This is a genomic window from Rhodococcus sp. IEGM 1351 (assembly GCF_030056875.1).
In the GTDB taxonomy this organism is placed as follows: Bacteria; Actinomycetota; Actinomycetes; order Mycobacteriales; family Mycobacteriaceae; genus Rhodococcus_F; species Rhodococcus_F opacus.
The window spans coordinates 43730-56315 of record NZ_JASHKU010000032.1; the positions used below are offsets into that span (position 1 = coordinate 43730).

A 12586-nucleotide genomic window follows, 5' to 3' on the forward strand; every position below is an offset into this window, starting at 1 on the left:
GCAGAGGTTCAGTCGGGTCGAAACGAAGTAGATGACAGCACGATCACGCAAGCCCCGAGCGTGAAGTCGATGGGAGACTCGATAATGGAAATACAAGACTACCTGCGGATACTGCAAGCACGATGGAAAATCATCGCCGTGACGACCGTAGTTGCTATTCTCGGCGCGCTGGGAGCATCACTGCTCACCACGCCGATGTACGAGGCGTCGACCCGCATGTTCGTGTCCACGTCGTCCGGGGCATCAGTCAACGAGATATACCAGGGCAATCTGTTCTCGCAGCAGCGAGTGACGTCGTATACCAAGCTGCTCACCGGTGAAAATCTTGCGCAGCGAACCATCGACAAGCTCGGCCTCGACATGACGGCGCCCGCACTCGCATCGCAAGTGAAGGCCAGCTCGGCGCCGGACACGGTGCTGATCGACGTCAAGGTGCAGGATCCGTCGCCGGAACGCGCCCGCGACATCGCCAATGCCCTATCCGACGAGTTCGTCGTCATGGCACGAGAATTGGAGACGCCCGAGCGAGGGGGCGCACCGGCGGCGCGCGTCGTCGTCGAGCAGCAGGCTCAGACCCCGTCGGTGGCGGTCTCCCCGAAGACCACGCGGAACCTGGCGCTGGGTGCGGCGGTGGGCTTGCTGCTCGGTCTCGCGCTGGCAGTCCTGCGTGATCGCCTCGACAACACCGTCAAGGATCGGCGCACCGTCGAGGAGCTGGCCGGGTCCGCACTGATCGGCACCATCCCGTTCGACAAGGAGCGGCAGACGCAGCAGGCCATCAACTTCGCCGAAGGCAACTCCTCGAGCGCCGAGTCCTACCGGGAGCTGCGCACCAACCTCCAGTTCCTCGAGGTCGACAACCCGCCGCGTGTCATCGTCGTCACCAGTTCGCTGCCCACCGAGGGCAAGACCACGACCGCCATCAACATCGCCCTCGTGCTGGCGGAGGGCGGTCAGAACGTGTGCCTGGTCGAGGGTGACCTCCGCAAGCCGCGGGTGTCGAAGTACCTCGGCGTCGTCGGTTCCGTCGGTCTCAGCAGTGTGCTGGCTGGCAAGGCCGATCTCGACGCCGTGCTCCAGCCGACGCAGTACTCGGGTCTCACGGTCCTGGCATCCGGACCGATCCCGCCGAACCCGAGTGAGCTCCTCGGAACGGAGACGGCCCGCCAGGTGCTGGCCGATCTGCGGGGGCGTTTCGACTACGTGATCGTCGACGCGTCACCGCTGCTGCCGGTCACCGACGCGACCGTCCTGACCGCGATGTCGGACGGCGCGCTGGTCATCGCACGGCACGCCGAGACCAAGCGGGATCAGCTGTCGAGGGCGGTGGGCAACTTGCACAGCGTGGGGGCAACCATCCTCGGAACGATCATCACGATGACACCGAGCCGCGGGCGGGGCGTCTACGAGTACAAGTACTACTACGAGACCGACAAGTCTCTGCCGCAGATGCAGCAGGCCGCCGCCGTGCAGCCGCCCGTGCAGCAGCAGCCCCCTCAGCACCAGGCACCCCAGCAGCCGGCACCTCAGCAGCCGGCCCCGTACGTTCGCGACGAGCACCCGCCGCACCAGTACGGTCCGAACGGGGGAGATCAGCAGGAAGTCCCCTCCTATCAGGGCGCCCCGGCCTACCAGGGCGACCAGAGTCAGCAGTGGTACGGCGGTCCCGACCACTACGGCAACGAGCAGCAGGCGGGCGCGCCGGTGCCCCCCGCACCGAGACGCACCCGCCGCTACCGCGACGACCAGGAAGCCTGGTCAGAGACGGACGCTCCGCGCGACCACACCCAGTAGATCGGCGATCTCGGACCCGATGGTGAGGAAGGTGTCCTCGTCCTGCCCCATCGGGTCCGGAACGTCTTCCGGGGTCTCGTCGGCCTTGTGTTTGGGACGTGCCGCAGCCAGGTCGGCCACCGACTTCGCATCCGCTGCTTCCGCGAGCCGCGCCGCCTCCCGGAGCGTGAACGTCTTCTTCAGCTGCTCCGGGGCCAGCGCCAGCACCTTCTCGCGCTGACGCTCGGTCATCGTCAACACCAGATCGGCATCCGCCGCCAGATCGGCGGTGAGCATCCGCGCGGTGAAATCGCTCGGATCACCGCCGAGCCCTTCGAGGACTTGCGCGGCCGTCGGTTCCATCGGGCGTCCGACCGCGGCGCGGGTACCTGCACTTTCGGCAGTCAGATCGGTGATCCCGAGCTCCTCGGCGTATGCCACTGCGAGGCGCTCAGCCGTTGGGGAGCGACAGACGTTTCCGGTGCAGACGAAGAGAACATGCATGGGCGAAGCATAGGGTCTCGCCCCGCACCGTTCGTACACGCACTGTTGGCTTCGAGCATCAGTCGGGTAAATATCGCGCTCACCTGCACTGGTTATCAAGGGTGCATGCGCTGCACCGTGTTTGGAACCGGATACCTGGGAGCCACCCACGCCGCCTGTATGGCGGAACTGGGTCACGACGTCCTGGGCGTCGACATCGATCCCGGAAAAGTGGCGAAGCTCTCCTCCGGGGAGGTCCCGTTCTACGAGCCCGGGCTGGGGGAGGTTCTGCGCCGGAACATCGACGCCGGCCGACTGCACTTCACCACGTCGTACAGCGAGGCCGCCGAGTTCGCCGACCTCCACTTTCTCGGTGTCGGCACCCCGCAGAAGAAGGGTGAGTACGCGGCGGACCTGCGGCACGTGCATTCGGTGATCGACACTCTCGCGCCGCTGCTCGATCGTCCCGCCGTCATCGTCGGCAAGTCGACAGTTCCCGTCGGGACGGCGGCGGATCTGGGTGCGCGGGCCCGGGCGCTCGCCCCGGCGGGGGACGCCGTGGAAGTGGCGTGGAATCCGGAGTTCCTGCGGGAGGGCTTCGCCGTCGAGGACACCCTGCACCCCGACCGGATGGTGCTGGGAGTGGACCGCCAGCGCCCCGGACGCGCGGAGACCGAGTTACGCGAGCTGTATGCCCGCCTGCTCGGCGAGGACATTCCGTTCCTGGTCACCGACCTCGCCACCGCGGAACTGGTGAAGGTCTCGGCCAACGCGTTCCTCGCCACCAAGATCTCCTTCATCAACGCCATCTCCGAGGTCTGCGAGGCCACCGGCGCCGACGTCACCCAACTCGCCGACGCCCTGGGCTACGACGCGCGGATCGGCCGGCGCTTCCTCAACGCCGGTCTCGGCTTCGGCGGCGGCTGCCTGCCCAAGGACATCCGCGCGTTCATGGCGCGGGCGGGCGAGCTGGGCGCGAACCAGGCACTGCACTTCCTCCGGGAGGTCGACAGCATCAACATGCGGCGTCGCACCCGGATGGTGGAGTTGGCGGCGCAGGTGTGCGGAGGTTCGCTGCTCGGCGCCAACGTCGCCGTGCTCGGCGCGGCGTTCAAGCCCGAATCCGACGACGTCCGTGATTCGCCGGCACTCAACGTCGCGGGAATGATGCAGTTGCACGGGGCAGTGGTCAGCGTCTACGACCCGAAAGCCCTGGACAACTCACGAAGGCTGTTCCCGACGCTGAACTACGCGACATCGGCGGTCGAGGCGTGCGACAACGCCGACGCCGTGCTTCTGCTCACCGAGTGGGCGGAGTTCGCGGCCCTGAAACCGGAGGATCTGAACGACGTGGTCCGGGCCCGGGTGATGGTCGACGGCCGCAACTGTCTCGACGCCGCGGACTGGCGCGCCGCCGGGTGGGTCTACCGGGGGCTGGGCAGGGGCTGACCTGCGACGCGCAGGTTGCGACCGGGTCACCGAACGGATCGGACCGCGCGGTTCGGTAACAGCTGCGAAAGATCGCCCGCCGCGATTGCCGGACCGGTAGCGTCAGCCTCAATCGCAACGGAGGGCTGGCGATGTCGAAGGCACGTCACGGATCCCGACTCGCACTCCTGGCTGCCGTTGCCTGTGTCTGTGCGCTCGGTGTCGCCCCCGCTCGGGCGGCGGAGGTCCCGACCCTGCCGGGGCCGGCGCAATCCGACGCCGGCGCGGCCATCTCGTACGCGAAGCAGCATCCACATTCCGCCCCTCCGGGTGTCAACGACTTCACCTGCCACCCCGACGCCTCCCACCCCCGTCCGGTCGTGCTCGTCCACGGCAGCGACGGCAGTGCCTACGCGAACTGGGCCGGGCTGAGCCCGAAACTGAAGGCCGCGGGCTACTGCCTGTTCGCCCTCAACTACGGGCAGAGACCGGGCACCGAACACTATGGGATGGAAACAATGGCCGAGGGGGCGCACGAACTCGACGGTTTCGTCGCCCAGGTGCTGTCTGCCACGGGCGCCTCGAAGGTCGACGTGATCGGGCACTCGCAGGGCGCGACGGTGGCCCGGTACTACATCAACAGGCTCGGCGGCGCGGCCCACGTGAGCCGGTGGATCGGTCTGGCGTCCCCGACCTACGGTGGGACGTTCTTCGGGATCGCGACGGCGGTGACGTCGGTCCCCGGGGGCAGCGAGTTGATAGTGGGGATCGGTTCGGAGGCCCTCGCCGAGCAGGTGCAGGGATCGCCGTTCCTCACCGCCCTCAACGCCGGCGGTGACACCGTTCCCGGCGTCGAATACACCACGATCGGGACGCGGTACGACGAGGTGATCCAGCCGTACACCAACGTCGCGCTGCACGACCCCGGCGCCACCAACATCCTCGTCCAGGACCTGTGCCCGATCGATCAGACCGGCCATTTCAACCTGCCCTACGATCCGTTCTCCCAGCAACTGGTTCTCAACACGCTCGATCCTGAACACACGATCGTGCCGCCCTGCAGGTTCGTGCCGCTGGGCACGGGCATCGCGGGAGTGATCATCGCGAGCAACTTCTGAGTTGCCTCTCGCCGAACGGTTGCTCGGTTGCCCCGTCGGACCGCTTCGCTAGACTGCGGGCCATGGAGTGGGGGGATTCCGGATCGAACCCGTGCACAGTCGAGTCAGGCGGCCCATGAGTTCGGTTCTAGGTGTGTCGGTCGGTGCGAGCGCTGTGCGCTTGGCGCGACCCGACTCCGTGAACCGTGACGACGCCGGGAGCAGGCACGTCCCCGATTTCCGGGCCCAGGTCGTCGCCGCAGGGTGGGACCTGCCGGAGGAACTTGCCGCCGAATCGATCGGCGTCGTCCTCGCCGGGGCGCCCGACGCCGGGCCGGTCCGCGCCACCGGGGTCGCCTACCGCGACGAAGCCCAGGCAGACGCCGTCCAGGCGGCGATGACCCGGCAGCAACTCGCCAACTACCAGCTCGTCACCGAAGCCTCGGCGGCGTTGAAGTTCCTCGACGTCTCGGGCGCCCTCGGTGACCATGCGACGCTCGTGTTCTACGACCTGGGCAGCTCCGGGCTCACCGTGAGCGTCGTCGACCGGGCGACGGGGGAGGTGGTGGAGACGGTCCGCACCGACGCGGTGAGCGGAGACGTCTTCGACCGGCTGATCCGCGACAACCAGTTGGAGAACAAGCGGATCGAGGAGCCCGGCGACGCGGCCGCCGGCCTCGCGCTCGACCTCCGCTGTCGTGAGGCGAAAGAGCGGCTCTCCACCGGCGGCGCCGTCGCGGTGCCCGGCGACGGCGGGCTGCTGTTGCTGTCCCGTGACGTCTTCGACGCGCTGATCGGTGTCACCGTCGAATCGTCGGCGCGCCTCGCCCGCGATGTGATCACGAAGTCGGGACGAACCCCCGATGCCGTGGTGCTCATCGGCGGCGGTGCACGCATCCCTCTGGTGCGGTCGGTGCTGCAGTCGTGGCTCGGGTTGCCGGTCGTCGTTCCTGATCACCCCGAACTCGTTGCGGCACAGGGTGCTGCGCTGCTTGCCCAGCAGGTGGTGCCGCCACCCGCCGAGGTCGCCAGGGTCCTCCCGCCGCCATACACGCCGCACTCCGCACCGGACGCAGTCGTATCCACCTACCAGGCGCCGAGCGCGACCGTCGCACGCACCGGTGCGCCGTCGAGTACTCCGTCCTGGCTGAGCGCCGCGGCGCCGCCGCCGAGTCAGCAGGTGGCCAAGCCCCAGATCCGGGGGGCCGCGCTGGCGGGCAGCGCGCTCGCCGTGGTGGCGGTGATCGGTCTCGGACTCGGGTACGGCAAGAACCTGTTGGCACGCACCGAGGGCTCGTCGCAGCCGGTGACCACACAACTCACCACCGAGTCGCCGGTCATGACCGAGGTGGCCACGCCGTCGCCGGCGACGCTCCCGCCGCCTCCGTCCGAGGCCGTCGAAGCGCCGATCCAGACGGCGTCGCAAATCCGGATTCCGGAGCCGGAGCCCGCCCCGCCGCCCCCACCGCCCGTGCCGGTGTTCCCCGGTCTGCCGCAGATCCAGCTGCCGCAGTTCCAACTGCCCGAACTTCCCAGGTTCCCCGGAACGTAGTCGCCGCCGATCTCCGGGCCTACGATGGGAATGGTTCCGGCGTAGAGAGGATGTGTGCAGTGACTGCAAATCCAGCGGAGTTCCACAGCACTCCCAACGTTCCCAGGCCTTCGGCGGCCGCGCCGGCAGAAACGCGCAGGCTCGTCGCATATTCCAAGCCGATCCTGAAGATGTTCCCGCCCACCAGCGAGCATGCGGCCAAAGTGACGATGCTGACCGTCTACGCGCTGATGGTCATCGCCATCATCTTCATCGTCCTGCGGGAGTTCGGCGTCTTCAGCTAGCGGTCGCCGCGCTACTTGGAATGGCGGCCACCCCGTGACGGCTTGACCGCGGGCGCGCTGCCGGAAGGACCCGCGCCGATCGGCCGCGCCAACATCACCGCGATCGCGGTGGTCAGCGGAACCGACAGTGCCAGGGCGATGCCACCGACCGCCGAACGCACGATCTCGATGGCCACGGCATCGCTGAGCAGCACGTCCTGGATCGACCGCCCCGCCACACTGAACAGCAACAGCAGCGGCAACGCCCCGCCGGCATATGCGAGGACCAGGGTGTAGACGGTGCTGGCGATGTGATCGCGTCCGACGCGCATCGCCGAACCGAAGATCTGACGCCGGGAGGCGTCGGGGTCCAGCGACGCCAGTTCGAACGCGGACGCCGCCTGCGTGATGGTGACATCGTTGAGCACACCCAGTGAGCCGATGATGAAGCCGGCGAGCAGGAGTCCGGTGATGCTGACGTGCTGTATGTACGTCTGGACGTTGGTGTTCTGTTCCTCGGAAAGCCCTGTCAGACGAGTCATCTCGATGGTGGCGTAGGAGAGGATCGCCGCCACCAGCATCGACGCGAGAGTGCCCAGCAACGCCGAACTCGTTCGCAGGGAGACACCGTGCGCGAGATACAGGACGGCATACAGGATCACGGCGCCGGAGACGAGGGCCACCGGGATCGCGGGTTGTCCGTCCAGCAGGGCCGGGAGCGTGAACAGAACGAGCACGCCGAACGAGACGACGATGCCGACGAGTGCCCGGAATCCGCGCCACCGCGCGACCGCGATCACGACGACGGCGAACGCGAGGGCAATGAGGGTGACGGGCAGGCCGCGCGCATAGTCCTCGAACGAATACTCCGTGGTGCCGTTCACGTCCGTCTGACGGGACAGCCGGATTTTCTCGCCCACCCGGAGGTCGGGCTGCCCGGGGCCGGGAATGATCTCGAGCAGCGTCTGGGTACCGGTGTTGGGACCGGACTCGATGTCGACGATGCTGCGCTGGCATTCGTACGCGCCGGCCGGCGGCGGCAACGGGGTGCCGGTGAAGACGCGCCCGGCCGACGGACTTCCACAGTCGCCGATGTTCTGCATCGTGACCGTGCCCGACTCCGTGACGACTGCACCGCCCTGGGCGCTCTGGAAGGGCTGTTCGACGTCGACGCTCGGCTTGCCGGGCCACAACGCGATGGCGCCGATGAGCACCGCGACGCCGATGGCGACGAGGAGTCCGACGACCACCTTGGCGGCCACAGGTCCCATCGGGGCCGGTCCCTCGCTGTGGCCGTGGCCGTGTCCGTGTCCGTGGAATTCGCTCATCGGCCGCGTCGCGTCGGCTGCTGGGGGGATTGTCTCGGCACGCACGACAGGGTAGTCGGACGGGGACCGGCGACGCTGCGACGGAAGTGGCGTGCGGTGCCAGTGTTGCCACGATGTCAGGCTCGTATTGCTCTCGTGTCGCTTATATGTCGCCGGTGTGATCCGTGAGTCTTTCGGCGCAAACCCGGTCCTTCAGGTCCGGAGAGCCGATCTGGTTATGTCGGACTGTGTGGCTAGTGTCTGGGTCATGGCGGGGAGGGTGGTGAAGCGGGCGTTCAAGTACCGTTTCTATCCGACTGCGGTGCAGGCGGAACAGCTTGCTCGGCCGTTCGGGTGCACCCGGTATGTCTACAACCGGGCGTTGGCCGAGCGCTCGCGTGCCTGGTTGCAGGAGCGGCGGCGGGTCACCTACGCGGACACCTCGAAGATGCTCACCGGATGGAAACGGGACACCGAGACCGAGTGGTTGTCGGAGCCGTCGAAGGGGCCGTTGCAGGAGGCGCTGCGGCAGTTGCAGGGCGCGTTCGACAGGTTCTGGCGCAAGCAGTCCCGCTACCCGCAATTCAAGAGGAAGGGCCGGTCGAAGGATTCGGCGACCTACTACTCGAACTGCTTCACCTACCGCGGCGGGCAGATCCGGTTGGCCAAGCAGTCCGAACCCCTGGACATTCGATGGTCGAGGCCGTTACCGGAGGGGGCCGTGCCGTCGCAGGTGACGGTGTCGCGCAACGCTCGCGGTCAGTACCACATCTCGATCCTCGTCGAGGACACGATCACCGAGCCCCCGTCGACGGATCGGGTGGTCGGGCTCGACGCCGGGATCACCAGCCTCTACACGCTCTCGACGGGGGAGAAGATCACCAACCCGCGTCATGAGCGCACGGACCGTGAGCGGCTGGCGAAGGCGCAGCGGGTGCTGGCCAAGAAGAAGAAGGGATCCCGTAACCGGGCCAAGGCCCGACTGAAGGTCGCGAAGATTCATGGCCGGATCGCCGATCGGCGTCGCGATTATCTGCACACACTCTCCACTCGGCTGGTGCGCGAAAATCAAGTGATCGCCATCGAGGATCTGAGTGTGCGGAACATGGTCAAGAATCGGTCGTTGTCTCGGGCGATCTCGGATGCGAGTTGGTCCGAGTTTCGGTCGATGCTCGAGTACAAGGCCGACTGGTACGGGCGGCGGGTGGTGGTGATCGACCGGTTCTTTCCGTCGTCGAAGGCCTGCTCGGTGTGTGGGGCGATCGCCTCGACGATGCCGCTGAACGTGCGGGAGTGGGCGTGCCGATGCGGCGCCGTCCATGATCGGGATGTGAACGCGGCGAAGAACATTTTGGCCGTCGGACTGACGGTGGCAGCCTGCGGAGATGGTGTGAGACCGCCCCGCACATAAAGTGTGGGGAGGCAACTGTCGGTGAAACAGGAACCTCGGGACGCGAGTCTTGAGGGGAATCTCGGTCGTTCACGGCCGAGAGGACGTCAATAGATATCGAAGCATGGCACGCAGCAGCTAATCTGCAGCGAACGCCGAACTCCACGCAGGGGTGGTCCGGAACTCCGAACGAGGGGTGTGTTCCGCGGACGCAGAGCCGCTGCGTGGAGAGATTTGCCGAGCTGGGTGGCGGGGTACAGGGGGGGTTGACCCCGCCACCAACCTGGCGCCCACAGGGGGGAGGGGCGACAGGTGCTCGAGGCACTCGAGGTGCCGGTAGCCAATCTACCGACACGGTAGGGGTATTCGTCAACCGGGTAGGTGAAATCGCCCACATGTCGTGACCTCGTACCCCGACGGCCTAGGATTATGGCCGTTCGGAGGTGTTCCAGTGCGAATCTCGCGGCAGTCGCGATCCAGCAACCATCTTCGCCGGATCGTGGCGGAGATGGCTATTCCCGTGCCCTGGAACAGGGATCAGCTCGTCGACGGCGTCGCGGCCCGGCGCGGGCGCCCGATTCACCTGGTCCCGGTCTCGCACGCCCTCGTCCAGGGCGGTCATTCCGGTCTCTGGCTCGCACGGGCCGAGGACGACGTGATCCTGTACGCAGCAGGGACGTCGGACGTGCACGCCACCCACATCATCTGCCACGAACTGGCACACATGGAGCTCGGCCACGACCGCGACACGATCGGGGACACCACCGTCGATTCGACGGCCTTGTCGGTCGCCGCGCCAACGGTCGACACGGCGCGCGTGGTCAAAATGCTCGGCCGGTCCAATTACTCGAACGACGAGGAATACGAGGCGGAACTTCTCGCCACCCTGATCATGGCGGGTCGTCGAGCGGGGACGAGCGACGACACCGTCGGTGACGCACGGGTGTCGCGGATGCTCGGAACGTTCTGACGCCGTGTACGAACCGCCCACCTATGTGAGCTGGCCGCTCCTGGCCGTCGTCTGGGGAACGACTCTCCTGCGCCTGGCTCTGGTCCGGTCGACTGTCGCCGAACGCCGGATGAACGCCGCCCTCGTCTTCGCATCCCTCTCCCTGGTCCTCCAGCGGTCACTGGCACAGATCTGGCTCGACCGCTGGTTCGGGTACGGGTTCGCGAACACCCTCAGTAACGTCTGCATCATCCTCACCGCGGCGTCGCTGATCAGCCTCTTCTCCGCGTGGGCACTCGGCCCGGCGCGCCTTCCCCGGATCCACGTCGTCTCGCTGTCGATGTGTGCCGTCGCGGGGGCAATCCTGATCGGCCTGAGCACGCCGGCGCGATCGCGGGGCGTCGCCATAGCCGACGAGGGCGGCTGGCCCTTCGCGGCGTACTGCATCACGTACGCGGTTCCGATCCTGTCCGTCGCCCTGCTCAACCTGTGGATCTCGCTGAAGGCCGTGCGCAGCGCAAAACCGGGACGCGAGCGCCGGGTGTTTCTCGCGGTCATCGCCCTGTCGTTGTTCGAGGTGTTCGACATGGGAGTCGTCGTGACGACCGGCGTGGTCAACGCGGTCAGCGAAGACAACGCCCTGACCGAATCGCACAGCGACTCGGGGGCGTTCATCCGCCTGCTCGTCGTGTCGGCGGGCGCGCTCATCTCGGTCGGACCGGTGGTACGGGCGCTCGGTCACCGGTGGCGGTCACGGCAAGTCACCCGGCGTCTGCAACCGATGTGGCGGACCCTGACCGGTGCGGTGCCCGAAGTGGTCCTGGAACTGCGACCGGCGGATCGCCGGGCACTGTCGGCCCGGAGCCGCCTCGACCGCATGAGCGTCGAGATCCGCGACGCGATCATGATCCTCGACCGACACGTGGTGTTCGAACTCGGCGGGCATTCCGGCACCGCACCGCCCGTGGTCACGGCGACGCGGCTGCACCTCGCGTGCCTGGCTCGCAGGGCCGGTCACCGGGCGCACGGCACGGGCGGGACGGCCCACCTGTTCACGACCGACGTCGGCGGCGAACCGTGGGAGCTGGCCCGGCTGGCCGATCACTGGCGGGACGCCGAGCATCTGGCGGCCGAACTGTGGGCGCGTCGCCTCCCTCAGTTCGGCGGCCCCGCGGACCGGTCGGCGCGCGTTCCCGCTCAGGTCTGACGAGGATCCAGCGCCGGACCGTGACTCTGCCGCAGATTCTCCAGAAGGGGAATCAGCGATTCCATTTCCGCGGTGGTCGGCTCCGCGGATGCGTCGAGCGATCGCATCGACAGGTGCCGGACACCGGCCTCACGGACCGCGATCTTGAAGCGGACCAGCGTGTCGTAGTCGTGGTAGCCGTCGGCGGCGAGGTACTGCTCGGGGGCGTGGAAGTGCTGTGCGACCGCCCGCAGGACGTCGGGCTCGGGCGCGTGGTGATCGTTCCTGCGCAGGGACTCGATCTCGGACGGCTCGACGGCACGGCCGAGTATCCGCGACACACTCGCGGCGACGGTGTCTTCGCCCGGTTCGGGACCGTCGAGGTCGTGGGCCAGCGAGAAGAGGCGGTTGACCCGCATGGACAGCGGCACGCCGTTCATGCGTTCACCTCCGCGTCTCCGCTGCGCTCGGGATCCTCGGTGGCCACGAGTTTCACCGCGTCCTCCCATCGACGCCAGAAGCGCTCCCGGGTGGCCGCGTCGAGGCCCTCTCCCCGGCCGTAGAGGAAACGGCGATACCGTGCTTCCTCCAGTTCACGTGGGTCGGTGACCGTGGACGGTTCCTCGAGCAGGTGGCCGAACGCGAATTCGACCAGCGGCTGGCGCGGCCCGGCCGGGCCTCCGTTGACTTCCAGCAACCGCGTCACGTACGCGCCGGTGATCTTCGAGACCACCCGGCTCAGTTCGCCCGCCGCTTCGGCCAGCCCCGGAACCTCGGGGTGCGCCGCGCTCAGCTTGGTGATCTGGGTGTGCGGCCCCAGGATCTCGATGATCGTGTCCAGATCCAGCGGAATCTCCGACGGCCCGAGCGTCAGCGGGCGCGAGGTCGGTGACCGGTCCTCCCCGTCGAGCGCCTCGAGCGGAGTCGGATGACCACCGTCGAGAGTGCGAGCCGCGCTGCCCGGAGCCCAGCGGAGCGCGACGTCCAGTTTGCGGAGGGTCTCGATGCTCGGATCCGGGCCGGTCCCGTTCTCGGCGCGCGTCTGAGCTGCGTCGGACGGGCCACCCGCGGCCGTGACCTCGTCCTGTGTGAGGTTCAGCAAACGCCGTCGTCGATGGACGAATTGTCCGAAACGCGCGCGGGTGCTGGTGACCATTC

Annotated in this window: 12 protein-coding genes; 8 read left to right on the forward strand and 4 right to left on the reverse strand. The window is 67.6% G+C overall.

The genetic code is table 11. From position 1 onward, the window contains the following. The first annotated feature begins 84 nt into the window (after positions 1 to 84). On the forward strand, positions 85 to 1794 hold the full coding sequence (locus QM806_RS35675) for a tyrosine-protein kinase domain-containing protein (protein WP_169693244.1): 1710 nt from the start codon (positions 85 to 87) through the stop codon (positions 1792 to 1794). On the opposite strand, the gene QM806_RS35680 is transcribed toward QM806_RS35675, so the two are convergent. Next, positions 1759 to 2277 carry an arsenate reductase/protein-tyrosine-phosphatase family protein gene (locus QM806_RS35680; RefSeq protein WP_011597644.1) on the reverse strand — a complete coding sequence of 173 codons (519 nt, stop codon included), beginning with the start codon at positions 2275 to 2277 and terminating at the stop codon, positions 1759 to 1761. The two genes, QM806_RS35675 and QM806_RS35680, sit on opposite strands and share 36 nt — an antisense overlap. Positions 2278 to 2382: 105 nt before the next feature. On the opposite strand from QM806_RS35680, the gene QM806_RS35685 reads away from it, so the two are divergent. The 4 genes from QM806_RS35685 (at position 2383) to QM806_RS35700 (ending at position 6617) form a co-directional block, all read left to right on the forward strand. Further along, positions 2383 to 3705, forward strand: coding sequence for a UDP-glucose dehydrogenase family protein (locus QM806_RS35685; RefSeq protein ID WP_005563241.1), 1323 nt, complete (start codon positions 2383 to 2385; stop codon positions 3703 to 3705). Positions 3706 to 3836: 131 nt separating this feature from the next. Then, positions 3837 to 4802 (forward strand): esterase/lipase family protein, encoded by a 966-nt coding sequence (locus QM806_RS35690; RefSeq protein WP_283294521.1) that lies wholly within the window; start codon positions 3837 to 3839, stop codon positions 4800 to 4802. Between the two features lie 115 nt (positions 4803 to 4917). After that, complete coding sequence (locus QM806_RS35695) at positions 4918 to 6333, forward strand: DUF7159 family protein (RefSeq protein ID WP_283294523.1); 1416 nt, start codon at positions 4918 to 4920, stop codon at positions 6331 to 6333. Positions 6334 to 6383: 50 nt separating this feature from the next. Then, the gene (locus tag QM806_RS35700) at positions 6384 to 6617 is read left to right on the forward strand and encodes a hypothetical protein (protein WP_206033988.1); all 234 of its coding nucleotides are present in this window, start codon (positions 6384 to 6386) and stop codon (positions 6615 to 6617) included. Between the two features lie 11 nt (positions 6618 to 6628). Here QM806_RS35700 and QM806_RS35705 read toward each other — a convergent pair whose 3' ends face one another. After that, complete coding sequence (locus QM806_RS35705) at positions 6629 to 7924, reverse strand: YibE/F family protein (RefSeq protein ID WP_005253476.1); 1296 nt, start codon at positions 7922 to 7924, stop codon at positions 6629 to 6631. Between the two features lie 262 nt (positions 7925 to 8186). Between QM806_RS35705 and QM806_RS35710 the strand changes: the two genes are divergently transcribed. The 3 genes from QM806_RS35710 to QM806_RS35720 all read left to right on the forward strand — a co-directional run bounded on the left by QM806_RS35710 (position 8187) and on the right by QM806_RS35720 (position 11449). After that, complete coding sequence (locus QM806_RS35710) at positions 8187 to 9314, forward strand: RNA-guided endonuclease InsQ/TnpB family protein (protein ID WP_502943948.1); 1128 nt, start codon at positions 8187 to 8189, stop codon at positions 9312 to 9314. 487 nt (positions 9315 to 9801) lie between these two features. Continuing rightward, positions 9802 to 10263 carry a hypothetical protein gene (locus QM806_RS35715; RefSeq protein WP_212636664.1) on the forward strand — a complete coding sequence of 154 codons (462 nt, stop codon included), beginning with the start codon at positions 9802 to 9804 and terminating at the stop codon, positions 10261 to 10263. Positions 10264 to 10267: 4 nt separating this feature from the next. After that, complete coding sequence (locus QM806_RS35720; RefSeq protein WP_169695892.1) at positions 10268 to 11449, forward strand: MAB_1171c family putative transporter; 1182 nt, start codon at positions 10268 to 10270, stop codon at positions 11447 to 11449. On the opposite strand, the gene QM806_RS35725 is transcribed toward QM806_RS35720, so the two are convergent. Continuing rightward, the gene (locus QM806_RS35725) at positions 11440 to 11868 is read right to left on the reverse strand and encodes a hypothetical protein (RefSeq protein WP_283294527.1); all 429 of its coding nucleotides are present in this window, start codon (positions 11866 to 11868) and stop codon (positions 11440 to 11442) included. The genes QM806_RS35720 and QM806_RS35725 overlap by 10 nt on opposite strands. Then, complete coding sequence (locus QM806_RS35730) at positions 11865 to 12584, reverse strand: helix-turn-helix domain-containing protein (protein ID WP_169695894.1); 720 nt, start codon at positions 12582 to 12584, stop codon at positions 11865 to 11867. The genes QM806_RS35725 and QM806_RS35730 overlap by 4 nt, the downstream gene beginning before the upstream one ends. Positions 12585 to 12586 lie beyond the last annotated feature (2 nt).